The 26,369-nt window shown below is 63.8% G+C and carries 20 protein-coding genes and 1 pseudogene; 14 read left to right on the plus strand and 7 right to left on the minus strand.

Annotated features, from left to right (window positions below; all coding sequences use genetic code 11):
* Positions 1 to 317 precede the first annotated feature (317 nt).
* From AC06FA_RS17735 to AC06FA_RS17745, 3 genes are all read right to left on the minus strand, one after another.
* Complete coding sequence (locus AC06FA_RS17735; protein WP_108752874.1) at positions 318 to 1,526, minus strand: acetyl-CoA C-acyltransferase; 1,209 nt, start codon at positions 1,524 to 1,526, stop codon at positions 318 to 320.
* 106 nt (positions 1,527 to 1,632) lie between these two features.
* A complete protein-coding gene (locus AC06FA_RS17740) occupies positions 1,633 to 4,005 on the minus strand; it encodes a 3-hydroxyacyl-CoA dehydrogenase/enoyl-CoA hydratase family protein (RefSeq protein WP_312709362.1) in 2,373 nt (790 codons plus the stop codon).
* A gap of 26 nt (positions 4,006 to 4,031) precedes the next feature.
* Positions 4,032 to 4,697 carry a TetR/AcrR family transcriptional regulator gene (locus AC06FA_RS17745; RefSeq protein WP_108752876.1) on the minus strand — a complete coding sequence of 222 codons (666 nt, stop codon included), beginning with the start codon at positions 4,695 to 4,697 and terminating at the stop codon, positions 4,032 to 4,034.
* Between the two features lie 403 nt (positions 4,698 to 5,100).
* Here AC06FA_RS17745 and ndk point away from each other — a divergent pair, with 403 nt between their 5' ends.
* From ndk to AC06FA_RS17815, 14 genes are all read left to right on the plus strand, one after another.
* Positions 5,101 to 5,526 carry a nucleoside-diphosphate kinase gene (gene ndk, locus AC06FA_RS17750; protein ID WP_108749396.1) on the plus strand — a complete coding sequence of 142 codons (426 nt, stop codon included), beginning with the start codon at positions 5,101 to 5,103 and terminating at the stop codon, positions 5,524 to 5,526.
* 10 nt (positions 5,527 to 5,536) lie between these two features.
* Entirely contained in the window at positions 5,537 to 6,742 is a 1,206-nt protein-coding gene (gene rlmN / locus AC06FA_RS17755; RefSeq protein ID WP_164271345.1) for a dual-specificity RNA methyltransferase RlmN, read from the plus strand.
* Positions 6,729 to 7,517, plus strand: coding sequence for a type IV pilus biogenesis/stability protein PilW (pilW, locus tag AC06FA_RS17760; protein ID WP_478069440.1), 789 nt, complete (start codon positions 6,729 to 6,731; stop codon positions 7,515 to 7,517). Before rlmN ends, pilW begins: the two co-directional genes overlap by 14 nt.
* Positions 7,518 to 7,536: 19 nt before the next feature.
* Positions 7,537 to 8,406 carry a helix-turn-helix domain-containing protein gene (locus AC06FA_RS17765; protein ID WP_478069441.1) on the plus strand — a complete coding sequence of 290 codons (870 nt, stop codon included), beginning with the start codon at positions 7,537 to 7,539 and terminating at the stop codon, positions 8,404 to 8,406.
* Between the two features lie 64 nt (positions 8,407 to 8,470).
* Positions 8,471 to 9,109, plus strand: coding sequence for a YfgM family protein (locus AC06FA_RS17770; protein WP_108749399.1), 639 nt, complete (start codon positions 8,471 to 8,473; stop codon positions 9,107 to 9,109).
* Positions 9,109 to 10,317: an outer membrane protein assembly factor BamB gene (gene bamB, locus AC06FA_RS17775; protein ID WP_478069442.1), complete on the plus strand. Its 1,209-nt coding sequence runs from the start codon at positions 9,109 to 9,111 to the stop codon at positions 10,315 to 10,317. The genes AC06FA_RS17770 and bamB overlap by 1 nt, the downstream gene beginning before the upstream one ends.
* A gap of 15 nt (positions 10,318 to 10,332) precedes the next feature.
* Positions 10,333 to 11,730: a ribosome biogenesis GTPase Der gene (der, locus tag AC06FA_RS17780; RefSeq protein ID WP_108752881.1), complete on the plus strand. Its 1,398-nt coding sequence runs from the start codon at positions 10,333 to 10,335 to the stop codon at positions 11,728 to 11,730.
* Positions 11,731 to 12,111: 381 nt separating this feature from the next.
* The gene (gene moeB / locus AC06FA_RS17785; RefSeq protein WP_478069443.1) at positions 12,112 to 13,248 is read left to right on the plus strand and encodes a molybdopterin-synthase adenylyltransferase MoeB; all 1,137 of its coding nucleotides are present in this window, start codon (positions 12,112 to 12,114) and stop codon (positions 13,246 to 13,248) included.
* 204 nt (positions 13,249 to 13,452) lie between these two features.
* Positions 13,453 to 15,288 carry a monovalent cation:proton antiporter-2 (CPA2) family protein gene (locus AC06FA_RS17790; protein WP_108755992.1) on the plus strand — a complete coding sequence of 612 codons (1,836 nt, stop codon included), beginning with the start codon at positions 13,453 to 13,455 and terminating at the stop codon, positions 15,286 to 15,288.
* A 163-nt stretch (positions 15,289 to 15,451) separates the two neighbouring features.
* Positions 15,452 to 16,330: a bifunctional methylenetetrahydrofolate dehydrogenase/methenyltetrahydrofolate cyclohydrolase FolD gene (gene folD, locus AC06FA_RS17795; protein ID WP_108749405.1), complete on the plus strand. Its 879-nt coding sequence runs from the start codon at positions 15,452 to 15,454 to the stop codon at positions 16,328 to 16,330.
* Positions 16,331 to 16,717: 387 nt separating this feature from the next.
* Positions 16,718 to 18,175 carry an IMP dehydrogenase gene (gene guaB, locus AC06FA_RS17800; protein WP_108751537.1) on the plus strand — a complete coding sequence of 486 codons (1,458 nt, stop codon included), beginning with the start codon at positions 16,718 to 16,720 and terminating at the stop codon, positions 18,173 to 18,175.
* A 104-nt stretch (positions 18,176 to 18,279) separates the two neighbouring features.
* Positions 18,280 to 19,845: a glutamine-hydrolyzing GMP synthase gene (guaA, locus tag AC06FA_RS17805; RefSeq protein WP_478069444.1), complete on the plus strand. Its 1,566-nt coding sequence runs from the start codon at positions 18,280 to 18,282 to the stop codon at positions 19,843 to 19,845.
* Positions 19,846 to 19,926: 81 nt separating this feature from the next.
* Complete coding sequence (locus AC06FA_RS17810) at positions 19,927 to 20,763, plus strand: ParA family protein (RefSeq protein WP_478069445.1); 837 nt, start codon at positions 19,927 to 19,929, stop codon at positions 20,761 to 20,763.
* A 902-nt stretch (positions 20,764 to 21,665) separates the two neighbouring features.
* On the plus strand, positions 21,666 to 22,367 hold the full coding sequence (locus AC06FA_RS17815; RefSeq protein ID WP_478069446.1) for a BglII/BstYI family type II restriction endonuclease: 702 nt from the start codon (positions 21,666 to 21,668) through the stop codon (positions 22,365 to 22,367).
* Here AC06FA_RS17815 and AC06FA_RS17820 read toward each other — a convergent pair.
* From AC06FA_RS17820 to AC06FA_RS17835, 4 genes and pseudogenes are all read right to left on the minus strand, one after another.
* Positions 22,339 to 23,217, minus strand: a complete 879-nt coding sequence (locus AC06FA_RS17820) for an MT-A70 family methyltransferase (RefSeq protein ID WP_478069447.1) — start codon at positions 23,215 to 23,217, stop codon at positions 22,339 to 22,341. The genes AC06FA_RS17815 and AC06FA_RS17820 overlap by 29 nt on opposite strands.
* 301 nt (positions 23,218 to 23,518) lie before the next feature.
* A complete protein-coding gene (locus tag AC06FA_RS17825) occupies positions 23,519 to 23,728 on the minus strand; it encodes a hypothetical protein (protein ID WP_478069448.1) in 210 nt (69 codons plus the stop codon).
* A 544-nt stretch (positions 23,729 to 24,272) separates the two neighbouring features.
* Positions 24,273 to 24,794: pseudogene (locus tag AC06FA_RS17830) on the minus strand (substrate binding domain-containing protein); the annotation flags it as partial.
* A 207-nt stretch (positions 24,795 to 25,001) separates the two neighbouring features.
* Positions 25,002 to 25,949: a hypothetical protein gene (locus AC06FA_RS17835; RefSeq protein ID WP_478069449.1), complete on the minus strand. Its 948-nt coding sequence runs from the start codon at positions 25,947 to 25,949 to the stop codon at positions 25,002 to 25,004.
* Positions 25,950 to 26,369: the final 420 nt, after the last annotated feature.

Below are 26,369 nucleotides of genomic sequence, written 5' to 3' on the forward strand. Positions count from 1 at the left end.
GGCGGGGGGCGCGGACGGGAAGGGCGGAATCAAGGGCGAGGGCAAAAGCAAAAAAGGCAGCCATTGGCTGCCTTTTTTCGTGGATCGGGGTCAGATCCCTTTGCGCAGCAAAGGGCTCTGATCCCGGCCTTTGACCCTGCCTTTGCTCACCCTCCGTCGCGCGGAATGATGGATGGCGCGGGTGGGTGAGGCTGACCGGGACTGTCAGCGGCATGGATGCCGCTGCCAAGCCCCCATGGACGGGTTTACGGCGTGTCCCGGGCAGTCTCACCCGCCCGGGCCCCGCCGCCAGCAATCAGCCGGCAACGCTTTGAACCTTACAGCGCTTCGAAAATACCCGCGGCGCCCATGCCGGTGCCGATGCACATGGTCACCATGCCGTACTTCTGCTGGCGACGGCGCAGGCCGTGCAGCAGGGTGGCGGTGCGGATCGCGCCGGTCGCACCCAGCGGGTGGCCCAGGGCAATCGCGCCGCCCAGCGGGTTCACCTTGCTCGGGTCCAGGCCGCAATCACGGATCACCGCCAGCGACTGCGCGGCGAAGGCTTCGTTCAGTTCGATCCAGTCCAGCTGGTCCTGGGTCAGGCCGGCCTGCTTCAGCGCCTTCGGAATCGCGGCGATCGGGCCGATGCCCATCACTTCCGGGCGCACGCCGGCCACCGAGAAGCTGACAAAACGCGCCAGCGGGGTCAGGCCGTAGTCCTTGATCGCCTGTTCCGAGGCCAGCAGCACGGCACCGGCGCCATCGCTCATCTGCGAGGAGTTACCGGCAGTGACGGTGCCGCCGAACTGGCCGTTGCGGAACACCGGGCGCAGCTTGGCCAGGCCTTCGGCCGAGGAATCCGGGCGCGGGCCTTCATCGGTGTCGGCAATCTTGTTGCGGGTGATGATGCGCTGGCCGTCGGCCAGGTCCGGCAGGTGCGAGACGATCTCGTACGGGCTGATCTCGTCCTTGAACTCGCCGTTCTGGATGGCGGCCATGGCCTTCTGGTGCGAGGCCAGGGCGAACGCATCCTGCTCTTCGCGCGAGACCTTCCACTCTTCGGCCACCTTCTCGGCGGTGATGCCCATGCCGTAGGCAATGGCCACGTGGTCGTTGTCGAACACGCTCGGTGCCATCGCAATCTTGTTGCCCATCATCGGCACCATCGACATCGATTCGGTACCACCGGCCAGCATCAGGTCGGCGTTGCCCAGGCGGATCGCGTCGGCGGCCTGCGCCACGGCCTGCAGGCCGGACGAGCAGAAGCGGTTCACGGTCTGCGCGGCGATGGTGTTGGGCAGGCCGGCCAGCAGCACGCCGATGCGTGCCACGTTCATGCCCTGCTCGGCTTCGGGCATGGCGCAGCCGATGATGGCGTCATCGATGCGGTTGACGTCCACGCCCGGGGCCTGGGCCACGACGCTGCGCAGCACGTGCGCAAGCATGTCGTCGGGGCGGGTGTTGCGGAACATGCCCTTGGGCGCCTTGCCTACCGGGGTACGGGTGGCGGCGACGATGTAGGCGTCCTGGATTTGCTTGGTCATTGCAGTGATCTCTTGAATAGGGTTTTGCCGGTGTGCCCACCAAGGTGGGCACCTACCAGAGCGGCGGTGGGCCCACCAGGGTGGGCACCTGCCAGAAGCAGGGCGATCAGTTACGCAGCGGCTTGCCGGTCTTCAGCATGTGCGCGATGCGGGCCTGGGTCTTTTCCTGCTGGGCCAGTTCAACGAAATGCTTGCGCTCCAGGGTCAGCAGCCACTCTTCGTCCACCAGGGTGCCGCGGTCGACCTTGCCGCCGCACAGCACGGTGGCGATGCGCTCGGCAATCTCGTAGTCGTAGGGGCTGATGAAGCGGCCTTCCAGCATGTTGACCAGCATCATCTTGAAGGTGGCGATGCCCACGTCGCCGGCCACCTGGATGCGGCGTGCCGGCAGCGGCGGACGGTAACCGGCTTCGGCCAGCGCACGGGCTTCGGCCTTGGCGATGTACAGCGCCTCGTAGCTGTTGAACACCACCTTGTCGGTGCTGCGCAGCAGGCCCAGTTCCTTGGCGTTGACCGCCGAGTTGGACACCTTGGCCATGGCCACGGTCTCGAAGGTCTTCTTCAGTTCGGCGAACACATCACCGCCCGGACCCGCCGCCTGCGAGGCACGCACGGCCAGTTCCTTCAGGCCACCGCCGGCCGGCAGCAGGCCGACGCCGGCCTCGACCAGGCCGATGTAGCTTTCCAGGAAGGCCACGGTCTTGGCGCTGTGCATCTGGAACTCGCAGCCACCACCCAGGGCCAGGCCGCGCACCGCAGCCACCACCGGCACCAGCGAGTACTTGATGCGCTGGCTGGTGCGCTGGAAGTTGGCCACCATTTCTTCGAACTGGTCGACCTTGCCGGCCTGCAGCAGGCCCAGCGCACCGGCCAGGTCAGCACCGGCGGAGAAGGGTTCCTTCTGCTGCCAGATCACCAGGCCCTGGAAGTCCTTCTCGGCCCGGCTGACGCATTCCTGCAGGCCATCGAGCACCTGGTCGGACACGGTGTTCATCTTGGTCTTGAAGCTGACCACGGCAATGCCATCGCCGTCGTGCCACATGCGCAGGCCATCGTTCTCGAACACGGTCTCGCCCGGGGCGAACTGCTCGCCCAGCAGCGGATCGGGGAAGCGCTGGCGCTGGTACACCGGCAGCGACGAGCGCGGCAGCTTGGCGTTGCGCGAGGGGCTGTAGCTGCCTTCGGCGGCGTGCACGCCGTCGCGGCCATCGAACACCCAGTCCGGCAGCGGGGCGCTGCTCATGCTCTTGCCGGCCACGATGTCATCGGCAATCCACTGCGCCACCTGCTTCCAGCCCGCGGCCTGCCAGGTTTCGAACGGGCCCAGCGACCAGCCGTAGCCCCAGCGGATGGCCAGGTCGACGTCGCGCGCGGTTTCGGCGATATCGGCCAGGTGGTAGGCGCTGTAGTGGAACAGGTCGCGGAAGGTCGCCCACAGGAACTGCGCCTGCGGGTGCTGGCTTTCGCGCAGCTTGGCGAACTTTTCGGCCGGGTTCCTGATCTTCAGGATCTCGACCACTTCCGGGGCGGCCGTGCGATCGGCGGCGCGATAGTCCTGCTTCTCCAGGTCCAGCACCACGATGTCCTTGCCGACCTTGCGGAAGATGCCGGCGCCGGTCTTCTGGCCCAGCGCGCCCTTGGCAATCAGCGCGTCCAGCCACTTCGGCGACTTGAAGAATTCATGCCACGGATCGTTGGGCAGGGTGTCGCCCATGGTCTTGATGACGTGGGCCATGGTGTCCAGGCCGACCACGTCGGAGGTGCGGTAGGTGGCCGACTTCGGGCGACCCACCAGCGGGCCGGTCAGGCCGTCCACTTCATCAAAGCCCAGGCCGAACTGCTGGGTGTGGTGGATGGTGGACAGGATCGAGAACACGCCGATGCGGTTGCCGATGAAGTTCGGGGTGTCCTTGGCATACACCACGCCCTTGCCCAGGGTGGTGACCAGGAACGCTTCCAGACCTTCCAGCACGGCCTTGTCGGTGGTGGTGGCCGGGATCAGTTCGGCCAGGTGCATGTAGCGCGGCGGGTTGAAGAAGTGCACGCCGCAGAAGCGGTGGCGCAGCTGCTCGGGCAGCACGTCGGCCAGCTTGTTGATGCCCAGGCCCGAGGTATTGGAGGCCAGCACCGCGTGGTCGGCCACGAACGGGGCGATCTTCTTGTACAGGTCCTGCTTCCAGTCCATGCGCTCGGCAATGGCCTCGATGATCAGGTCGCAGTCCTTCAGCTGTTCCAGGCTGGTTTCGTAGTTGCCCGGGGTGATGGCTTCGGCCAGCGACTTGCTGGCCAGCGGCGCCGGGCTCAGCTTGCCCAGGTTGGCGATTGCCTTCAGCACGATGCCATCAGCCGGACCTTCCTTTGCGGGCAGGTCGAACAGCACGGTATCGACGCCGGCGTTGGTCAGGTGGGCGGCGATCTGGGCACCCATGACGCCGGCACCCAGCACGGCGGCACGGCGGACTAGCAGGGAATTGGACATGGTGTAGGGCCTTTGTTGGTCAGCAGTTACTGGGTGGAATCAATGGAAGCGGGCAGGGCGCTGTCGCGTGCGGCGGCGCGGAACCCGGCTTCGGCGAAATGGATCAGTTCGTGGGCAGCATGGGCACGATGCGCCGCTTCGGTGACACCGGCGGGTCGCTTGATCAGCCCGAAGTCGGCCATGGCGTAGGTGAGCGAGCCGGCCAGGAAGTCCAGCCGCCAGTACAGCTCCTCCTTGCTCAGGCCGGGCACGCACTCGGCGATGGCCTTGCCGAACGCGCGCAGCACGTGGCCGTAGTGGTCGGACAGGAACTTGCGCAGGTTGTCGTTCTTCTCGGCGTAGGCGCGGGCGATCACGCGCACGAAGGCGCCACCGCTCTGGCGGTCCTGGGCCATGGCCAGTGCCGGTTCCACGAAGGCGGCCAGCACCGGGCGCAGCTGCCCGGGGTGCTCGCTGCGGGCGCGCTCGAGCTGGGCCAGGCGCGCGGCGGTCATTTCGTCCATGCGGCGGCGGAACACCTCGTTGACCAGGTTTTCCTTGGAGCCGAAGTGGTAGTTCACTGCCGCAATGTTCACGTCGGCCTGGCTGGTGACCTGGCGCAGAGACGTACCGGCGAACCCGTGCTGGGCGAACAGCTCCTCGGCGGCACCGAGGATCCGGTCCTTGGTCGAGAAGTGGGCGGGTTTGGCCATGGGGCGGCGGACCTTAATCAAACGATTGTTTGATACTAGGACCAGACGGGGGCGTATGGCATTTTGCAGTGCAGCAAAACTGCAGGGCGAGTTAGAGGACGTTCACCCCGGGAGCGGGGTCGGATCCCCGCAGGGGCTCCGACCCTTGGCGGGCTGGTCGTGGTGGGGTCAGAGCCCCTGCGGGGATCTGACCCCTTAGGTGTGCCCCTTGGCCGGGCGGGTCGTGGTGGGGTCAGAACCCCTGCGGGGGTCTGACCCCGGGCTGCCAGCCATGGGCTGGCACTACTACGCGGGATCTTTTACAATCCGCGCACGTTTATCAGGCTAAGCCCGCGTCCCGACGCGGGTTTTTTTCATGTTACCCTTCGGGCCATCAGCGGCCCGATTCCATTGGAGACATCCCATGGCGCTGGAGCGCACCCTTTCGATCATCAAGCCGGACGCCGTTGCCAAGAACGTCATCGGCGAAATCTACGCCCGCTTCGAGAAGGCCGGCCTGAAGGTCGTGGCCGCCAAGTACAAGCAGCTGTCGCGCCGTGAAGCCGAAGGCTTCTACGCCGTGCACCGCGAGCGTCCGTTCTTCAACGCGCTGGTCGAGTTCATGATCTCCGGCCCGGTGATGATCCAGGCCCTGGAAGGCGAGAACGCCGTCCTGGCCCACCGCGACCTGCTGGGCGCCACCAACCCGAAGGACGCTGCGCCGGGCACCATCCGCGCCGACTTCGCCGATTCCATCGATGCCAACGCCGCCCACGGCTCGGACTCGGTCGAGAATGCCGCCATTGAAGTGGCCTATTTCTTCGCCGCGACCGAAGTCGTTTCGCGCTGAGAGTGATGCCGTGAACGAGGTCGTACAGTCCCCCGCCATCCAGCCGCTGCCGAAGTCGGCACCCACGGCTGGCAAGCAGAACCTGCTCGACCTCGATCGCGCGGGCCTGGAACAGTTTTTCGTCGAAAAACTCGGCGAAAAGAAATTCCGTGCCCATCAGGTGATGAAGTGGATCCACCATCGCTACGTCACCGATTTCGATGAAATGACCGATCTCGGCAAGGTCCTGCGCGCCAAGCTGCAGGCCCATGCCGAGGTCGTTGTCCCCAACATCGTGTTCGACAAGCCCTCCGCCGACGGCACCCACAAGTGGCTGCTGGCAATGGGCGTGGATGGCAAGAACGCCATCGAGACCGTGTACATCCCCGACAAGACCCGCGGCACGCTGTGCGTGTCCTCGCAGGTCGGTTGCGGCCTGAACTGCACGTTCTGCTCCACCGCCACCCAGGGCTTCAACCGCAACCTGACCACCGCCGAGATCATCGGCCAGGTGTGGGTCGCGGCGCGCCACCTGGGCAACGTGCCGCACCAGATGCGCCGCCTCACCAACGTGGTGATGATGGGCATGGGCGAGCCGTTGATGAATTTCGACAACGTCGTGCGCGCCATGAGCGTGATGCGCGACGACCTGGGCTACGGCCTGGCCAACAAGCGCGTGACGCTTTCGACCTCCGGGCTGGTCCCGCAGATCGATCGCCTGTCCGCCGAAAGCGACGTGTCGCTGGCCGTTTCCCTGCATGCGCCGAATGACGCGCTGCGCGAAACGCTGGTGCCGTTGAACAAGAAGTACCCGATCGCCGATCTGATGGCCTCGTGTGCCCGTTACCTGCGCGCCAACAAGCGCCGCGAGTCGGTCACCTTCGAGTACACCCTGATGAAGGGCATCAACGACAAGCCCGAGCATGCCCGCGAGCTGGCCCGCCTGATGCACCAGTTCGACAACGCGGTGCAGGCCAGGGATTCGGGCAAGGTCAACCTGATTCCGTTCAACCCGTTCCCGGGCACCCGCTACGAGCGTTCCGAAGAAGCGCATATCCGCGCCTTCCAGAAGATCCTGCTCGACAGCAACGTGCTGACCATGGTCCGCCGCACCCGTGGCGACGACATCGACGCGGCCTGTGGCCAGTTGAAGGGCCAGGTGATGGACCGCACGCGCCGCCAGGCGGAATTCAACAAGACGCTGCAGGCAGGGAAGGGGAGTGATGCAGCGGCCTGACCGCCGGTTGCCGGCCCTGTTCGCAGGCGTGCTGGCAGTGGCTGCCAGCGGCTGTACCACCACTTCTGAAATTCCCATCGGTCCCGGTGGCGTGGCCCCGGTGCACACCGTGCGCGACGACCCGAACGTGCGCCAGCAGTTCAAGTACGACGACATGCTGGCGCTGGCTGCCCGCGATCTGCAGGTGGGCAATCTGGACGAGGCCGAGCGCAAGACCCGGCAGGCGCTGAAGATCCAGCCCAATGGCGTGGACGCGCTGATGCTGCAGGCCGGGGTGGACGACCGCCGGGGCCGCCAGCAGCAGGCCGGCGACGGCTTCCGTCGCGCCGCCGAACTGGCCCCGCAGCGCGGTGATGTGCTGAACAACTACGCCGCCTGGCTGTGCCAGCACGGCCAGGCTGCCGAATCGCTGGTCTGGTTCGACCGCGCCCTGCAGGCGCCGGGCTATGCCACCCCCGCCGCGGCGCTGGCCAATGCCGGTGGCTGTGCACTCGATGCCGGCCAGGTCGAGCGTGCCGAACGCGACCTGCGGACCTCGCTGCAGCATGCCCCGCAGAACCCGGTGGCACTGGAAGCGATGGCCCAGCTGAGCTTCCGCCAGGGCCAGTACATGGCCGCGCGGGCCTTCGCCGAACGTAGGATTGCGGCTGCACCGGCCACGCGTTCCGTGTTACAACTTGCGTCTGACATCGAAGCGCGACTGGGCGATCAGGCGGCATCTGATCGCTATCTGCAGCGGATTCGACAGGAATTTCCGCAGGATGCGGGCTCCTAAACTCCAGGGTTGATGCATTGTGATTGATGACCAGACTGTGAGCGCTCTCGATACTGCGGCCGGCTGCGGCACCCGCCTGCGCCAGGCCCGCGAGGCGGCCGGACTGACCCTTGAGGACGTTGGTACGCGCCTGCGCATGCCCGTCCAGGTGGTGAAGTCGCTGGAAGAGGAACAATGGCAGAAGCTGGGTGCGCCGGTCTTCGTGCGCGGCCAGCTGCGCAGCTATGCGCGTCTGCTGAATGTCGATATCAGCCAGTTGCTGGAGCAGGCCCAGGTCGGGCCGGTGGTGCCGCCCACGCTGGTCAGCCATACCCATACCCCGCGTGCGCGCCGCATTGCCGAAAACCTCGGCCGTCGCGTGCTGTACGTGGGCATTACCGCCGTGCTGGCGGTGCCGGTGTGGTTCGCCACCCGCGGCCACTTCGATGGCAGCGCGCCGGCGCCGAATACGGCCTCGCTCGACGCTATTCCGGCTGCGGTGCCGGTCACCCCGCCGGTGGCGGGCAGTGATGCTGCCGTGGCCAGTGCGCCGGTGGCCGCCCCGGCCGCCAAGCCGGCGGCAGCGCCCTACGTGGCCTCGCTGACCCCGGTGCCGCGCCCGGTCCCGGCCGCTCCGGCCGCCGCCGCCAACCTGGACCTGCAGTTCAGTGGCGACAGCTGGGTGGATATTGCCGGCCCCGACGGCGGTACCGTCGAAAAGGCACTCATCAAGGCCGGCGAGCGCCGCAGCTTCACCCCCGGCCAGGTCACCCGCGTCACCCTGGGCAATGCCTCGGCGGTGCAGGTTCAGCAGAACGGCGCTATCGTCGATCTGAGCCCCTACCAGCGAGCCAACGTGGCCCGCTTTCAGGTATCCTCTGAAGGCTCCGTTGTCCCGGTTTCACACTGAGACGCGGTTTCACCACCTTCGATAATCCCAATGGTCCCTCCCGATGGGCGGGGCGAGAGTACGCATGGCGATCGACGATCTGCTCGACGAGCACGAACAAAGTGAACGCGTCCGCAGCTGGCTGCGGAGCAATGGCGCCAGCATCATCGGTGGCGTAGTCATCGCCATCGGTGCCATTGCCGGCTGGCAGTGGTGGCAGCAGCAACAGGGCGGCAAGCTGGCCTCGGCCAATGTCGAGTACCAGAAAGCCCTGGTGGGCCTGGAACAGAACAAGCTGGACGACGCCGCCAAGGCAGTGAAGGCGCTGGAGGCTGGCCCGTCCAGCATCTACGGCGATCTGGCTGCCCTGCAGCTGGCCAAGGCCCAGGTCGACGCCGGCAAGAACGAAGAAGCGCTGGCCACCCTGCGCGCGGTCAAGGTTGAAGGTGACCTGCAGCGCGTGGTCGACCAGCGTGTGGCGCGCCTGCTGGTCGCCACCGGCAAGAGTGATGAAGCCATCAAGCTGCTGGGCAGTGCCACCGACAGCAGCAGCCTGGAAATCCACGGCGATGCGCTGCTGGCCCAGGGCAAGCGCGATGCCGCGCGCGAACAGTATGAGAAGGCGCTGAAAACGCTGGACGTGGCAGCGCCGCAGCGGCGCCTGCTGGAAACCAAGGTTATGGACGCTGGCGGCACCGTCGCCGCCCCTGCGGAGTCGGTTTGATGAGTCAGAAGGTCATGATCACGCGCGTCGCTTCCGTGCTGCTGCTCGGTATGGCGTTGTCCGGCTGCAGCACCATGAAGGGCTGGTTCGCCGGTAAGGATGCCGCTGCCAAGAAGGCGCAGGAGCCGGCCGAACTGGTGAAGTTCGAGCCGACCGTGAAGGTCAACAAGGCCTGGTCGGTGAACCTGGGCAAGGGCGAGCGCCGCATCGGCGTGCGCCAGGGCCCGGTGGTGGCCAATGGCCACGTGTTCGCCGCGGCCATTACCGGTGGCGTGCATGCCATCGACCTGCAGACCGGCAAGAAGGTCTGGACCTGGGAACCGACCAAGGAAAAGAAGAAGGCCAAGCTGCGCCTGTCCGGCGGCCCTGGCGTGGGTGAAAACCTGGTGGTGATCGGTACGCTTGACGGCCAGGTCATTGCCCTGGACATCAACGACGGCAGCGAAAAGTGGCGCGCCCGCGTGCCCAACGAAGTCATTGCCGCACCGGCCGTGGCCAATGGCCTGGTGTTCGTGCGCAGCAACGATGGCCGGGTGACTGCCTTCGACGCCGGCAACGGCACCCAGAAGTGGTTCAACCCCAGCGAACTGCCGGCCCTGACCGTGCGCGGCAACGCGCCGGTGGTTACCGGCCCGGGCGTGCTGTTCATCGGCAAGGATGACGGCGCGGTGTCCGCGCTGGCCATGCAGGATGGCCGCACCCTGTGGGACCAGAGCCTGGCCACCGGCGAAGGCCGTACCGAGCTGGAGCGCATGGCCGACGTCGACGGCGCCCCGGTGCTGGAAGGCAACACGCTGTATGTCAGCAGCTTCAAGAACCAGACCATGGCCATCGAAGGCCCGACCGGTCGCCCGCTGTGGGCGCGTGACCACGGCGGTGCCGGTGGCGTGGCGGTGTCTTCGGGCAATGTGTTCGTAACGGACAACAAGGGCGGGGTGTTCGGCCTGGACAAGACCAGTGGCGCTGCCATGTGGTCGCAGACCGCGCTGGCCCGTCGTTCACTCACCGGCCCGGCCCTGCAGGGCGATTATGTGGTGGTGGGTGACTACAAGGGATACCTGCATTGGCTGCAGACGTCCGATGGCGCACTGGCGGCGCGGGCCAAGAGCGGCGGTGACGCCCTGCTGGCCCAGCCCATCGTCGCTGACGGGTTGCTGCTGGTGCAGAACGTTGATGGCAAGCTGACCGCCTTCCGGTTGGCAAATTAATACGGAGTAATCGCGATGCTGCCTTTGGTCGCCCTGGTTGGACGGCCGAATGTCGGCAAGTCAACCATTTTCAATGCGTTGACCCGCACCCGTGACGCCCTGGTCCATGACCAGCCCGGCGTCACCCGCGATCGCAACTACGGCGTGTGCCGTCTGGATGAAGACAACCATTTCCTGGTGGTCGACACCGGCGGTATTGCCGAGGAAGAGGAAGGCCTGGCTGGCGCAACCACGCGCCAGGCCCGTGCCGCCGCGGCCGAAGCCGACCTGATCCTGTTCGTGGTCGATGCCCGTGAGGGCACCTCGGCCATGGACGATGAGATCCTGGCCTGGCTGCGCAAGCTCTCGCGCCCCACGCTGCTGCTGATCAACAAGATCGACGGCACCGACGAGGACAACGTGCGTTCGGAATTCGCCCGCTATGGCTTCGGCGAAATGCTGACCGTATCGGCCGCCCATCGCCAGGGTCTGGACGACCTGCTGGACGAAGTGATCCAGCGCCTGCCCGAAGAAGGCAGCGGCGAAGAGCTGGACAACGACCCGAACCGCATCCGCATCGCCTTCGTCGGCCGCCCCAACGTGGGCAAGTCGACGCTGGTTAACCGCATCCTTGGCGAAGAGCGCATGATCGCCTCGGACGTGCCGGGCACCACCCGCGACTCGATCGCGGTGGACCTGGAGCGTGACGGTCGCGATTACCGCCTGATCGACACCGCCGGCCTGCGCCGCCGTTCGCGCGTGGACGAAGTGGTCGAGAAGTTCTCGGTGGTCAAGACCATGCAGTCCATCGAGCAGTGCCAGGTGGCCGTGCTGATGCTGGACGCCACCGAAGGCGTGACCGACCAGGACGCCACCGTGCTGGGCGCCGTGCTCGATGCCGGCCGTGCGCTGGTGATCGCCATCAACAAGTGGGATGGCCTGACCGAGTACCAGCGTGAGCAGGCCGAAACCCTGCTGTCGCTGAAGCTGGGCTTCGTGCCGTGGGCCGAGTCGGTGCGCATTTCGGCCAAGCATGGCTCGGGTCTGCGCGAACTGTTCCGTGCCGTGCACCGCGCGCACGAATCGGCGAACAAGACCTTCACCACCAGCGAAGTGAACAAGGCGCTGGAAGTGGCGTACGAGACCAACCCGCCGCCGACCATCCGCGGCCATGTCTCGAAGCTGCGCTACGTGCACCCGGCCGGTTCCAACCCGCCCACCTTCATCGTGCACGGCACGCGCCTGAAGGAGCTGCAGGAATCGTACAAGCGCTACCTGGAAAATTTCTTCCGCAAGCGCTTCAAGCTGATCGGCACCCCGGTGAGCTTCATCTTCCGCGAGGGTACCAACCCCTACGAGGGCAAGAAGAACGTCCTCACCGAGCGGCAGGTCAAGGCCAAGCGGCGCTTGATGAAGCACGTCAAGGGCAAGTGATCCATGAAAAGGCGGCCGCAGGGCCGCCTTTTTTTGTGGGAAACCGAACGGGGAAACCGACCGGGAAAACCGACCGGGAAAACCGACCGGGAAAAACCGGACGGGGGAAAACCGGACGGGGGAAAACCGGACGGGGGAAAACGGGGGGTAGAGTCGACTGTCAGTCGACTGCCGCGCGCAGCGCGGGGTTCTGGCATTCGGCGGAAAGCAGTCGACCAACGGTCGACTCTGCCGCGCGCAGCGCGGGGTTTCGGCATTCGGCGGAAAGCAGTCGACCAACGGTCGACTCTACCGCGCGCAGCGCGGGGTTCTGGCATTCGGCGAAGAGCAGTCGACCAACGGTCGACTCTACCGCGCTGGGGTCTGCGCGATAATGGGGCAATGAGCATTCCCGAGCGTTCCCCGCAGCAGGCGCACGCGCGCCTGGCCCATGGCGCGGTGCTGATCGATGTGCGCGCTGCGCATGAACGTGCCGGTGGCATGGCCGAGGGCGCGCGCGGCGTGGCCAAGGACGATCTGCTGGCCGATCCCACCGCGCACCTGCCCGCACCCGATCAGGAGATCCTGCTGATCTGCCAGACCGGTAAGCGCTCGGCCGATGCCGCGCAGGCGCTGGTCGCGGCGGGCTATTCGAACGTGGCTTCCGTGACGGGTGGCACCGTGGCGTGGCGCGAACAGGCGCTGCCACTGGTGCAGCCGTTGCTATCGGCTGCTGATCAGGATTTCTACGACCGCTATTCGCGCCACCTGCTGCTGCCGCAGGTGGGCGAGGCCGGCCAGCGTCGCCTGCAGCAGTCGCGCGTGCTGGTGCTGGGGGCAGGCGGGCTGGGCGCACCGGCCAGCTTCTACCTGGCGGCCGCCGGGGTAGGGCATCTGCGTGTGGTCGACCATGACCATGTAGAGCGCAGCAACCTGCAGCGGCAGATCGTGCATACCGAAGCCAGTGTGGGCCAGGCCAAGGTGGACTCGGCGCGCGAGCGGCTGCTGGCGCTGAATCCGTCCATCGAGGTCCAGGCCGTGCGCGAGCGTGTCACTTCCGGGAACATCGACCGCCTGCTGCAGGGCGTGGACGTGGTGCTGGATGGATCGGACAACTTCCCGCTGCGTTACCTGCTCAACGATGCCTGCATCAAGCACGCGGTGCCGCTGGTGTATGCGGCCATCGAGCGCTTCGACGGCCAGGTAAGCGTGTTTGACGCCGGCCGCCAGCGCGGCATCGCGCCGTGTTATCGCTGCCTGTTCCCGGAACCGCCGCCGCGGGAATTCGCACCGAACTGCGCCGAGGCCGGGGTGCTGGGCGTGCTGCCCGGCCTGGCCGGGGTGCTGCAGGCCACCGAGGTGCTGAAGCTGCTGCTGGGCATTGGCGAACCGCTGGTCGGGCGGTTGCTGCGGTTCGATGCGTTGGGGCTGCGGTTCCGCGAAAGCCGCATTGCGCCGGACCCGACGTGCCCGGTGTGTGCGCCGGGTAGGGTGTTCCCCGGGTATATCGATTACGCCGCGTTCTGCCGGGGCGGGTGACTGTAGAGTCGAGCCATGCTCGACTGCCTTTGGCCTCACCGCGCAGAGCAGTCGAGCATGGCTCGACTCTACAATGGAACGATGATGGGTGTTGTTTCCCCTATCGTTCCGTTTTCGGCACAATCAAACGCAACGCACATGCTATTGCCGTCCACCAACTTCCCCTATCGTTGACCCCATCAACGCATCTGGGGAACACACCGCATGGCGGTAGAAGCAGCGACCAGCGAACTGGTCAAGGTCGTCGCCCTGTTGGGCGCAGCGGTGGTGATGGTGCCGCTGTTCCGCAGGCTGGGCCTGGGCTCGGTACTGGGCTATTTCACCGCCGGTCTGGCGATCGGCCCGTTCGGCCTGGGCTGGTTCTCTGACCCGCAGGCGATCCTGCACACCGCCGAGTTGGGCGTGGTGATGTTCCTGTTTGTCATCGGCCTGGAAATGCGGCCCTCGCACCTGTGGAGCCTGCGCAAGGAAATCTTCGGGCTGGGCACGCTGCAGATCGTCACCTGCGCGCTGGTGCTGACCAGCATCGCCAAGTTGTTCGGGCTGCCCTGGCAGGTCGCTTTCATCGGCGCCACCGGCTTCGTGCTGACCTCCACTGCGGTGGTGATGCAGCTGCTGGCCGAGCGCGGCGACATTGCGCTGCCGTCGGGGCAGAAGATCGTCTCCATCCTGCTGTTCGAAGACCTGCTGATCGTGCCGCTGCTGGCCCTGGTGGCGTGGATGGCGCCCAGCGCCGGCAGTGCCGACGGTGAGGGCTCGCGCTGGTTGTCGGTGGCCATCGGCGCCGGCGCCATCATCGGCTTGGTGCTGGTCGGCCGCTTCCTGCTGAATCCGCTGTTCCGCCTGCTGGCCGAAGCCAAGGCGCGCGAAGTGATGACCGCCGCCGCGCTGCTGGTGGTGCTGGGCGCGGCGCTGCTGATGCAGCTGTCGGGCCTGTCGATGGCGATGGGCGCGTTCCTGGCCGGCGTACTGCTGAGCGAATCGACCTTCCGCCACCAGATTGAAGCGGACATCGAACCGTTCCGCGGCATCCTGCTGGGCCTGTTCTTCCTCAGCGTGGGCATGGCGCTGGACCTGGGCGTGGTGGCCGGCAACTGGCCGCTGATCGTCGGCCTGGTGCTGGCGCTGATGGCGGCCAAGGCCCTGTGCATCTACGTGGTGGCGCGCCTGATGGGCAGCGACCACGCGCAGGCGCTGGACCGTGGCGTGTTGATGGCGCAGGGTGGCGAGTTTGCCTTCGTGCTGTTCAGTGCCGCCGCCAGCGCCGGCGTCATCAACATGGACATCAATGCCAACTTCACCGCCGTGGTGGTGCTGTCGATGGCGCTGACCCCGTTGGTGGTGCTGGTCTACAAGCGCGTGGCGCCCAAGCCGGAAGTCAGCCTGGAAGGCGTGGACACCGCCGACGGCCTGTCCGGCAGCGTGCTGCTGATCGGCTTCGGCCGCTTCGGCCAGGTGGCCAGCCAGTCGCTGCTGGCCCGCGACGTGGACGTGACCATCATCGACAACGACGTGGACATGATCCACAACGCCGAGCGCTTCGGCTTCAAGATCTATTACGGCGACGGCACGCGTCTTGATGTGCTGCATGCCTCCGGCGCGGCCACCGCGCGTGCGATTGCGGTGTGCGTGAACAACGCCGAAGACGCCGACCGCATCGTGGAACTGGTGGCGCACGAATTCCCGCAGGCCAAGCTGCTGGTGCGCTCGTTCGACCGCGAGCACTCGCTGCGGTTGATCCATGCCGGTGTCGATTTCCAGATCCGCGAGACCTTCGAATCGGCCTTGCTGTTCGGCCAGGCCGCGCTGATGGAGCTGGGTGCCGACGAAGAGGACGCCCAGGAGATTGCCGAGCAGATCCGCGAGCGCGATGCCGAGCGTTTCGAACTGGAAATGGCCGGCGGCAGCCTGCGCGCCGGTGCGCACATGGTGTTCGGCAGCGCACTGCCGGGCGTACCGACGCCCACGCCATTCACCGCACCCAAGCGCAAGGCGCGCACCTTGAACGCCGACCAGGTGCCGGAAGAGGAAGAGGAATGAGGGGCCCGCGCCGCGCCGCGCGCTCGCCGGGCATGGTCCGGCGCTACCGGGGCGGTGCGCAGTTCATGGGTAGCGCCGGGCCGTGCCCGGCGAGCGAAGCGGTGGGCGAGGGGGCCTGAATCAGGGACAATAGCGTCCCCGCCGCCGCCTGCCCCCGCATTCGATGAACGATTCCGTCGCAACGCCTCCTGCCCGCATCCTTGATGGCCGCCGTATTGCCGAGGATCTGCTCGACAGCCTGAAGGTGCGCGTTGACGCCCGCGTCGCCGCCGGCGGCAGCCGCCCGGGCCTGGCCGTGGTGCTGGTGGGTGGCGACCCCGCCTCGACCGTGTACGTGCGCAACAAGCGCCGTGCGGCGGAAAAGGTCGGCATTGAAGCCTACGACTACGATCTGCCGGCCGGCACCACCGAGGCCGAGCTGCTGGACCTGATTGACCAGCTGAATGCCGACCCGAAGATCAACGGCATCCTGATCCAGTTGCCGCTGCCGGGCATCCCGGACGCGCGCCGGCTGATCCAGCGCATCGACCCGCGCAAGGACGTGGACGGCTTCCACCCGGAAAACGTCGGCCACCTGGCCCTGCGCGAGTTCGGCCTGCGCCCGTGCACCCCGCGCGGCATCACCACGCTGCTGGGCCACACCGACCAGCCGGTGCGCGGCCGCAACGCCACCATCGTGGGCGTGAGCAACCACGTGGGCCGGCCGATGGGCCTGGAACTGCTGATTGCCGGCTGCACCGTGACCAGCTGCCACAAGTTCACCCCCAAGGACGTGCTGGAACAGGCCGTGCGCAACGCCGACATCCTGGTGGTGGCCGTGGGCCGCCCGGGCATCGTGCCGGGTGAATGGGTGAAGCCGGGTGCCGTGGTGATCGACGTGGGTATCAACCGGCTGGATGACGGCCGCTTGGTGGGCGACGTCGGGTTTGAGGCTGCTGCCGAGCGGGCGAGCTGGATCACCCCGGTGCCGGGTGGCGTGGGCCCGATGACCGTGGCGACGTTGATGCAGAACACGTTGGAAGCGGCGGAAGCCCTGAGCTGACCCGCGCTTGGTAGGTGCCAACCTTGGTTGGCACGATCTGCCCGGCGTCTGGGCCCAGATGGGGTGCGGGCGTTTGTCGGTTTGTGCCAACCAAGGTTGGCACCTACCAAAGGCGGTTCCTGGACGGTGCGGCCGGCGCATGTCCCGCTCCTGGTAGGTGCCAACCTTGGTTGGCACACATCCATCAGGTCCATCGGCCCATCTGGGGTACCGGTGCCGGACGGATCGTGCCAACCAAGGTTGGCACCTACCAAATGCGGGATGCCGCCGGCCCGGATGGCCCCTGAACCGATCGTTGCCCGCGCGACACTGCGTCGCATCCACCCCCTCCCATCGGGCGTGAAAAAGGGGTAAAATGTCGCGCTTCCCCACATCTCGGGTATGCCGATGCTGCGCATCCAGGCTGAAGCACTCACTTACGACGACGTCTCGCTCGTCCCCGCTCATTCGACCATCCTGCCCAAGGACGTCAACCTCGAAACGCGGTTGACTCGCGACCTGAAGCTGAAGCTTCCGATCCTGTCTGCAGCCATGGATACCGTCACCGAAGCCCGCCTGGCCATCGCCATGGCCCAGCTCGGCGGCATGGGCATCATCCACAAGAATCTCAGCCTGGAACAGCAGGCCGCGGAAGTGGCCAAGGTCAAGAAGTTCGAGGCCGGTGTCATCCGCGACCCGATCACCGTCGGCCCGGAAACCACCATCCGCGACGTGCTGGCCCTGACCCAGGCGCACAACATCTCCGGCGTGCCGGTGGTGGGCAGCGACGGCCTGCTGGCCGGTATCGTGACCCACCGCGATATGCGCTTTGAAACCGAGCTGGACGATCCGGTCCGCCACATCATGACCAAGAAGGATCGCCTGGTCACGGTGAAGGAAGGCGCCGCCAGCGATGAAGTGCTGCAGCTGCTGCACCGCAACCGCATCGAAAAGGTGCTGGTGGTCAACGATGATTTCGCCCTGCGTGGCCTGATCACCGTCAAGGACATCCAGAAGAACACCGACTTCCCCAACGCTGCCAAGGATCTGTCGACCCGTCTGCTGGTCGGCGCTGCCGTTGGCGTGGGTGGCGATACCGATCGCCGCGTGGAAGCGCTGGTTGCCGCCGGCGTGGACGTGATCGTGGTCGATACCGCGCACGGCCACTCGCAGGGCGTGCTGGACCGCGTGGCCTGGGTGAAGAAGAACTTCCCGCACGTGCAGGTCATCGGTGGCAACATCTGCACCGGCGAAGCCGCACTGGCGCTGCTGGACAGCGGCGCGGACGCAGTGAAGGTGGGCATCGGCCCGGGCTCGATCTGCACCACGCGCGTGGTTGCCGGCGTGGGCGTGCCGCAGGTGACCGCCATCGATCTGGTGGCCGAAGCGCTGCAGGACCGCATCCCGCTGATCGCCGACGGTGGCATTCGCTACTCGGGCGACATCGGCAAGGCGTTGGCCGCCGGTGCCTCGACCATCATGGTCGGCGGCCTGCTGGCCGGTACCGAGGAATCGCCGGGCGAGACCGAGCTGTACCAGGGCCGTTCGTACAAGAGCTACCGCGGCATGGGTTCGCTGGCTGCCATGGAGAAGGGGTCGAAGGACCGCTACTTCCAGGACGCCGCCACCGCCGACAAGCTGGTGCCGGAAGGCATTGAAGGCCGCGTGCCGTATCGCGGCCCGGTGGGCGGCATCATCCACCAGCTGATGGGCGGCCTGCGTGCCACCATGGGCTACGTGGGTTGCGCCACCATCGACGACATGCGCAGCAAGCCCAAGTTCGTGAAGATCAGCGGCGCCGGCCAGCGTGAGAGCCACGTCCACGACGTGACGATCACCAAGGAACCGCCGAACTACCGCGCCTGACGCGGGCCGGGCAAAGAGGAACGAGGAAGCTGATTCCCGTTCCTCTTTTTCCATCTGCCGCCACAAATCTGATTTCGTTTTCCCTACTGCATTGCCAGGGCGCCATGACCAACATCCATAACGACAAGATCCTGATCCTCGATTTCGGCGCGCAGTACACGCAGCTGATCGCCCGCCGCATCCGCGAGCTGGGCGTCTTCTGCGAAATCTGGGCCTGGGACCACAACCCGGCCGAGATCGCGGCGTTTGGCGCCAAGGGCATCATCCTGTCCGGTGGCCCGGAATCGACCACGCTGCCGGGCGCCCCGGCCGCGCCGCAGGAAGTGTTCGACAGCGGCCTGCCGATCTTCGGCATCTGCTACGGCATGCAGACCCTGGCCGCGCAGCTGGGCGGTGCCACCGAAGCCGCTGACCAGCGCGAGTTCGGCCATGCCGAAGTGAACGTGATCAACCCGGATGCGCTGTTCAAGGGCCTGAGCGACCACGGCGGCGAGCCGAAGCTGAATGTCTGGATGAGCCACGGCGACCACGTCTCCGTTGCGCCGCCGGGCTTCACCATCACCGCCACCACCGACCGCATTCCGGTGGCTGCCATGGCCAACGAAGAAAAGCGCTGGTACGGCGTGCAGTTCCACCCGGAAGTGACCCACACCCTGCAGGGCCAGGCGCTGCTGCGCCGCTTCGTGGTGGATGTGTGCGGCTGCCAGACCCTGTGGACCGCCGCCAACATCATCGACGACCAGATAGCCCGCGTGCGCGAACAGGTGGGCGATGACGAAGTGATCCTGGGCCTGTCCGGCGGCGTCGATTCGTCCGTGGTGGCTGCGCTGCTGCACAAGGCCATCGGCGAGAAGCTGACCTGCGTGTTCGTGGATACCGGCCTGCTGCGCTGGCAGGAAGGCGACCAGGTGATGGCGATGTTCGCCGAGCACATGGGCGTAAAGGTCGTTCGCGTGAACGCCGCCGACCGTTACTTCGCCGCGCTGGAAGGCGTGAGCGACCCGGAAGCCAAGCGCAAGATCATCGGCAACCTGTTCGTTGAGATCTTCGATGAAGAGTCGAACAAGCTGAAGAATGCCAAGTGGCTGGCGCAGGGCACCATCTACCCGGACGTGATCGAGTCGGCCGGCAGCAAGACCGGCAAGGCGCATGTGATCAAGAGCCACCACAACGTGGGCGGCCTGCCGGAGCACATGAAGCTGGGCCTGGTGGAGCCGCTGCGCGAGCTGTTCAAGGACGAAGTGCGCCGCCTGGGCGTTGAGCTGGGCCTGCCGCGCACCATGGTCTACCGCCACCCGTTCCCGGGTCCGGGCCTGGGCGTGCGCATTCTGGGCGAAGTGAAGCGCGAATACGCCGAACTGCTGGCCAAGGCCGATGCCATCTTCATTGATGAGCTGCGCAAGGCCGACCTGTACGACAAGACCAGCCAGGCGTTTGCCGTGTTCCTGCCGGTGAAGTCGGTGGGCGTGGTGGGTGATGCGCGGGCTTATGAGTGGGTGATTGCGCTGCGTGCGGTGGAGACGATTGACTTCATGACGGCGCATTGGGCGCATCTGCCGTATGAGTTCCTGGGGACGGTGAGCAACCGGATCATCAATGAGTTGCGGGGGGTTTCAAGGGTTGTCTATGACATCTCGGGGAAGCCGCCGGCTACTATTGAGTGGGAATGAGTAGGGGCTCCCTGGACGGGAAGAAGGGTGCTAGTGTGTCAAGAGTGATGGATAGCTAACTAATTCAAGGATAGAGAACTTATGACTGGTCCGATCGTCGTCTGCGTGATTAACCTCAAGGGTGGAGTCGGTAAATCTACTATCTCCGCCTTGCTTGCGCGTCGGGCCGCCTCCTCAAAGCGGAAAAAGGTGGTTGCTATTGACTTGGATCCTCAGGCGAATCTAAGTCAGGCGTTGATGGGGGCAGGGTATGCGAATTTTTTGACGAATAGAGAGCCGTCAATTGTCGAGCTGTTTAAGGAGTTCATCCCTCCCTCGCGCGGTCATTCTGGTCCAACTTCCACGGGGGGCGATCTTTCAAAAGTGATCTTCGAATTTGGCGGGGGGTATCTAAAAATAATCCCGTCCAGATTCGATTTTTCAGACAATTTGGTAAGTGCGGTTCGTCCTGATCCTTTGGTCCTTGCGCGTTATTTGGCGTTGAATCACTCGGATGCGGATCTCGTGCTTATTGATTGTGCTCCGACTGAATCCATTCTTACAAAATCCGCATATCATGCTAGCGGCTATGTTCTTGTTCCTGTAAAGCCTGAGTATTTTGCCACGATTGGGTTTCCGCTTCTTCAGGAGTCATTGACTTCATTCCGGAGCGCAAATCGGGGCCAGGTCATCGAGGTGGCCGGAGTTGTAGTGAATAATGGGTTCTACGATGGTGGTAATGGCGGTGGACCGGAAAAGGCTAGGGCGATGAATGAGATTCGCACGGAGGCGTTGAGGAATGGTTGGCACGTTTTTGCTAACCAGATTCCTTTCTCGCGTGGATTCCCTAAGATAATGCGTGGTGATGAGTCCTATAGCGGGAATGCTAGGGAATTTCCAAGGTTTGCTGATGAATTTTTCGATAAGATTGGCTTATGAGTCGGGGTGCGACAGTGCTGCGGAAGATTATTGAGGCCCTGGTTGAGGAGTTCGGGGCGGATAGAGTTTATCGTACGCTGGATAGCGTCATTGATGGCGGGTTGGAGCGAGATGCGCCCAAGGCTGGACCCTCTAAAGGAGTTGCTGAGCGAAAGAAAACTGGCGTTGACCTTGTTGAGTCGCTTGACGGCATTGATGACGAGAAGCGGATTTTGCTGTTGAGGCTCGCGAAGCGATTCGATTCAAAAGAGTTCGTTCTCTCGTCGTCTGACTATCGGCGTTTTATGGGGGATTACGGACAGCGCGCAGGTGCTACTAAGTCTCGAATTGACGCATTTCGTCATATCTTGAGGGTCGCCATGAAGATTTCAGCTGATGAGCTAAGGAGGTTGTCGGAATCAACGGCCTACTCAGGCCCGGCGCGGCTTGACGCGATTTCTGAAGCAATTAGTAGCAGGGGTGCATCAATGCGGTCATCGGATTCGCACGAGAATGCTGATGAGGGCTTGGGTGTGGCGCCCAGTCGTTCCAAGCGAGATAAGAGTGGGCTCTAGGGCTCTAACTGCACATTGTGCTCAGTTGAAACTCCCCAGTACGGCGAAACGGGTCTTTCACGAAAATTTTCCGGATGCCATCGGGTTGGCCCCGAGTTGACGCGGTACTTCATTGGTGACTTCGTCGTGGCGAGTAGTCTGATGCCGGTCAGATCTGTTCTGGGTTCGAACGGCGGGATGGATGTGATAGCGCATTCGATATCGATTTCAACCGGCGACGGTAGGGCCTCATCGTGGGGGTCGTCCCTCGGGTATGAATGTGCTGGGAGATAGGGGGTGTTTTTTGCCAAGACTGGCAAAAAATCCTCGCCTGGGTAAAGATGGCCGTCCTACCATAGGGCTCAGTCGATGTTCGAGACAAACACCTACGACGATCCTCTTGTTCTAGCGCCGAAAATTCGTCAGCGCTGGGAATTTCTCGAAACGAGCTCCGCTGCTGCCGTGCTGCGCTCCGTCTGTCCGAGTGAATGGTCGGACATTGTGCATGTTCTCGAGAATTTTCAGCTTGATCCAGCGCGCTGGCTTAAGCGTGGTGGAAACAGGGGGGATATCGCGAAAATCATCGATGATATGTTTGCTGCGAGGGGCTGGCGAGAAACGAGGGTTGATCTGCAGACCCAGGGCGTTCTCTACGCGAAGAACGGAGATGAGGTTGGGCGGCTCCCTGTGGTTGAGCAGGAAGGCTACTTGGTCGATAACTTCAAAGGACGGGTTGCCTTGGACGTTGAATGGAACGCTAAGGACGGCAATCTTGATCGCGATCTTTCGGCCTATCGTGCTTGGCACGAAGCTGGGGTGATCTCCGCTGCGGTACTTATCACCCAGGATCGGTTGGCCCTGAAGGAGCTCGCGAATGAAATTTGGGGGCAGTATCAGGGGACGCTTCCTGAGGCCGATCGGAACTCTAGGTTGCCGATCGACCTCGGGACGTCTACGACGACCAATTTGGAGAAGGCTGCGTTACGAGTTCGACGAGGAGTGATGGGGACTTGTCCACTTCTTGTTATCGCAGCAACTCGAGCTACTTGGAATGGCCAGCCTTACGCATAGGCATATCGAGCTGTCCTTGTGACATATGCCTGCCACGGGGTCGCATCGGGGTGCCGGCGGAGGCGAGCAGTGCCCGGACTCTTTGAATGGAGTAACCAGTGGCATCTGCTAGTTCGCGAACGCTCTCTCCTTTGAGATAGCGATCACGTAGCTTTCGACCCATTGCTTCCGCTCGATCATGTTCCACATGCTCATTGGGTTTGAGTTGCGGAAGTATGGGGCCTCCTGCATATCCCTTATGCACAACGCCGCGAGGGGCTACTTCATCTGATGACTCATTGCCCCACAGCGTCCATCCGGGACGACTGTGACGTGCGAACATTTCTAGACGAGGGCCGGGCGAGCACGATTCAATGAGATCGTACTGCTCGTCGGGCTTTCGGGAGTGTTCTCGTTTCCGTGTCTCAATCATATTTACTTGAGAGCGGCCAGGTTGAAGCGTTCGCATAGAGCCACGAACTCCAAACAATAGAAGTTCGGTCACGTTGCGGAAATAGAAGCCAACGCCTCGACCGTCGGGCCCTCCGTCCATGCGGCGCTTTGCCCAGACAATATTGCTAACGTAGCGGAAGCCCCACGCTTCCATTACCGCAAGCCCATCGATTAGAAGTGCATTCGGAACCCACAGGTAGAGATGGGCGTCGCGAGCAGCAACTTCTTTGACCGGCAGCTCCTTGATCGCATCAAGTGACATGGTCGAATAGCGATCAAGTCGCCGATGTTCGGGGGCAACTTTGCCTGTGCGGTTGGCGAACCGCCACGGTGGGTCAGCAAGGACAGTGGCAAATCCACCAACTACCTTCGGCAGGGGGGCAGGTGCTTCTTCAGGGCGGAGAGGAGAACTAGACATTGATGCATTCTACACTGAATTAGATCTTTTAAAAGATCTTTATAGCTAACGAGAAGGGGGGGGGGGCGGCCGCACAGGGATGGGCTCTTATGGCTTCCCAACAATCTAGTAGCTAGCTGTCTCATGCGCGGAGACTCTAGAAACGGCTGAAGGCGGAATCACTCCGGCCCAATCTCCCGGCAAGCGCACTCAACCAATCCCCGGCAAGCCAGAAGCAACCCATCAACCACCCCCTCATCCAGATGCTCTGGCTCCGCTGCAGCCGGGCAACGATCCGCCGCGTGCAGCAGCTCCAGCATCGTCAGCCCCCCACCATCGCACGCTCGCTCCTGGCCAGGCTCACGCAGCGGCCGGGCGATACGTCGGTTTCTGGCCAAGGATGCCCATCAGCCCCTTCGCAGCCGCGCATGCGCTTGAGGATGCCGAGGAGGGAGTTCAGATCTGGCAGGGGAGTGTCGTCGTTGATGGGCTCAACAACCGTGTACGAGGAGAAGGTGTCGGATTCGTTCATGGCGTCGGCTTCCGTGGCTGTGCTTAACAGCGCCACCGTGAAGAGGTGGCGGACGGTGCGGGTTCCAAACCGCGACAGACAGTTGTGAATAACCGGCGGGTCCGAAGACCCCCACGCACCGCCTGCCACAAAGGCCGACGGATTGCCTGTCGGCACCGGTTAAGGGCGGTGCCGACAGGCAAGCGTCAGCAACTATCTGTCTCGGGTTTGGACGCCCGCTGCCACCCGTTGTCGGTGGCGCGTCATGGTGCTTACGCCGCCGCTCCGAACGCCAATAGAAAATGGCGAATAAGAAGTAGAATTCGAGAGCAAAGAACTATTGTTGCACGCACCCTTCGTGCAGCAAGCGACGCCGCCAGACGCATTCGCGCAGCTGCTCTGTTGATTGCGATTCCGAATGACGAGCTCACCTACGCCCCAAGCGAATAGCGCGACGGCCTTCTTTGCAACAGTTCTTACGCCGCACTGGGTGGCAGCGGCGCCCAATCAGCTGCGCGACCCGAAAAGCGGTTCAAACACGTCACCGCCGGCGAGCGTCCCAGCTTCAACTAACGCCATCCCCAACCACCGCAGCATTCCCCTCCAGCAACTCAATCATCGCGCGCGCCGCCGCCGACTGCCGCCGATGCGGCGCATAGATCACCGAGAAAGGCCTCGACCGCCCGCGCAGCTGCGGCAGCACTTCCACCAGCTGCCCACGTAGCAACCGCTCGCGCACGATGAACTCATAGCTCTGGCAGATGCCGATTCCCTGTTCGGCCAGCGACACTACACCAAGCACATCGTCAGAAGTCTCAATTGACGACCGCGGCACCCAATCCACATCCCGCTCGCCATCCCGGAACACCCACGGCGCCAACCGCCCGGTCCGCGGCATCGCAACCGGCGGGCACAGGTGCTGCTTCAGGTCGTCCAGCGTCTGCGCGGTGCCGCGGCGCTGCAGGTAGTCCGGCGAAGCCACGAGCAGCAGAGGGGCGTCTTCCAGCTTCCGCCCCGCCAGCCCGCTGTCCGGCAGCTCGCCCAGGCGGATGGCCAGGTCGAAGCCTTCGGCCACCAGGTCCACGCTCACCAACCATTAACTGCAGAAGGCTTGCACGGCGACATCTGATTGGAGGCAACGGCCACGCTGCCGTTCGCATGGACTCTTGTGGGCGGTCAGTGGAACTAGTGCCCCGCCTGATGAGGCGCTTTCCTCTGGGATGCGCGGCATGTCGCTCATGGCGAGCACGACCCTCCGGTTGACACTACGCCGCGCGGTTCCCGGCTAGAACCGTCAGTTCAACCTCTTCTTTAAGGCTGTGCAGAACCGGTACTCGGCCGCTGAGTAGCTCTTACTTGCCTTGCAGTTGCCATCCTCCAACACTGATGCGACGAGGCCCTGGTACGAGCCGCAAAGTGCTTTGAAGGCTCGAGCTGCTTGATCATCAATCTTCGCTCCCCCCTTTCTGAGACGGCCGGAACTGTTGGTGGCGTTGTTGTCATCTGGATTGACGGCAAAGATGTCATGAAAGTGAAGTGCCAATCTGCACGATTTCGGCGAGGCTTTCAGGTCATAGTTCTCAAAAATATCAAGTGCGGCATAGTGGCGATCTTTTATCACCGAAAGAACAAATCCATCGTAGGAGGGTGCAGTCATGCCCCCTGCCAGGTAGAGATCAATCGACTGTCGATCATCTCGGAGAATCGCCTTGTGGAATCCGTCCGTGTTCCAAGGCTGGCCAAGATTTGCTAGCTCTTTTCTAGGGTTCTCACTGGTCTCCCGTTTTGCCGTCTTTTGAATCCCCTCTGTTGCATCGACAATGCGCCCTTGCTGCTCTACGCCCTTCTCAATCAATCCGGTTAGTCTTTGCGCATCGCCGACGATCTCAATTTTCGATCCGAGGACGCCACCTTTATCTGATTTTGCATAGGAGAACGCGCCAACGGTCAGGCCGGCAAACGCCATGGCGAAGAGCGTCCAGATTCCCACTTGCTTGTGGCGTGGTCCGTCCCACCAGCCGTCCAGTGCTTCGTCGTCGCTTGAAAGCTTCTTGGGGACTTCGGTGCCAATCAGCAAGAGAGCAATAAGCAACACGCTGCACAGGATTCCAAGTGCCAGCGGCAAGATCCATCCGCCTTTAGGAGAGAAGAAGTCACCAAGCGCAGCAATCGCTGTCCCGGGAAGTGCCCCGGCTCCTACTGTAATTCTCAATTTCTTAGAAAAGGGCATCGGGCGAGTCATATTTAGCCTCGGCTCGTAACCGAAGTGCATGAGTGGAAGAACATCTTTGCTTCTCCAAGGTTCGTTTTGCACCAGCCGCACAAAATTAGTTGGGATTATTCGGCTCGCGGTCATCGATCCTAACTGTAGGTTATTCTACTTTTTCTGAAACTCATCGCCTCAGTTGACAAGGCTGGGGGCCTGATTGGTCGTTTCCTTCCTGAGTTGAGAGCTTGCTGCAGTTGCTCATTATGATCCGGATATTTCTTGAGCGTTTCTGGAGTTCGGCTGGAGCCGATTGGTCGGGCGGAGGCATGGCTTCCTCCATAGAGACTCTGCTTGCGGGATCGTGGTTATCCCCAATATGCGCGGGCGGGTCAAATGCGTCTTGCGACAACGGCGAGCTGGTTGCCTTGGTGGGCTGGGTTCGCGAGCAGGGTC

This window comes from Stenotrophomonas sp. Steno-C17 (genome assembly GCF_056393165.1).

Coding starts and splice junctions, on each gene's coding strand:
- bamB (WP_478069442.1), top strand. CDS start 9,109: ATGAGTCAGAAGGTCATGATCACGCGCGTCGCTTCCGTGCTGCTGCTC.
- AC06FA_RS17810 (WP_478069445.1), top strand. CDS start 19,927: ATGACTGGTCCGATCGTCGTCTGCGTGATTAACCTCAAGGGTGGAGTC.
- moeB (WP_478069443.1), top strand. CDS start 12,112: ATGAGCATTCCCGAGCGTTCCCCGCAGCAGGCGCACGCGCGCCTGGCC.
- AC06FA_RS17770 (WP_108749399.1), top strand. CDS start 8,471: ATGGCGATCGACGATCTGCTCGACGAGCACGAACAAAGTGAACGCGTC.
- AC06FA_RS17740 (WP_312709362.1), bottom strand. CDS start 4,005: ATGTCCAATTCCCTGCTAGTCCGCCGTGCCGCCGTGCTGGGTGCCGGC.
- AC06FA_RS17825 (WP_478069448.1), bottom strand. CDS start 23,728: ATGAACGAATCCGACACCTTCTCCTCGTACACGGTTGTTGAGCCCATC.
- AC06FA_RS17745 (WP_108752876.1), bottom strand. CDS start 4,697: ATGGCCAAACCCGCCCACTTCTCGACCAAGGACCGGATCCTCGGTGCC.
- AC06FA_RS17790 (WP_108755992.1), top strand. CDS start 13,453: ATGGCGGTAGAAGCAGCGACCAGCGAACTGGTCAAGGTCGTCGCCCTG.
- AC06FA_RS17815 (WP_478069446.1), top strand. CDS start 21,666: ATGTTCGAGACAAACACCTACGACGATCCTCTTGTTCTAGCGCCGAAA.
- der (WP_108752881.1), top strand. CDS start 10,333: ATGCTGCCTTTGGTCGCCCTGGTTGGACGGCCGAATGTCGGCAAGTCA.
- guaB (WP_108751537.1), top strand. CDS start 16,718: ATGCTGCGCATCCAGGCTGAAGCACTCACTTACGACGACGTCTCGCTC.
- pilW (WP_478069440.1), top strand. CDS start 6,729: ATGCAGCGGCCTGACCGCCGGTTGCCGGCCCTGTTCGCAGGCGTGCTG.
- AC06FA_RS17735 (WP_108752874.1), bottom strand. CDS start 1,526: ATGACCAAGCAAATCCAGGACGCCTACATCGTCGCCGCCACCCGTACC.
- AC06FA_RS17835 (WP_478069449.1), bottom strand. CDS start 25,949: ATGACTCGCCCGATGCCCTTTTCTAAGAAATTGAGAATTACAGTAGGA.
- ndk (WP_108749396.1), top strand. CDS start 5,101: ATGGCGCTGGAGCGCACCCTTTCGATCATCAAGCCGGACGCCGTTGCC.
- folD (WP_108749405.1), top strand. CDS start 15,452: ATGAACGATTCCGTCGCAACGCCTCCTGCCCGCATCCTTGATGGCCGC.
- AC06FA_RS17820 (WP_478069447.1), bottom strand. CDS start 23,217: ATGTCTAGTTCTCCTCTCCGCCCTGAAGAAGCACCTGCCCCCCTGCCG.
- guaA (WP_478069444.1), top strand. CDS start 18,280: ATGACCAACATCCATAACGACAAGATCCTGATCCTCGATTTCGGCGCG.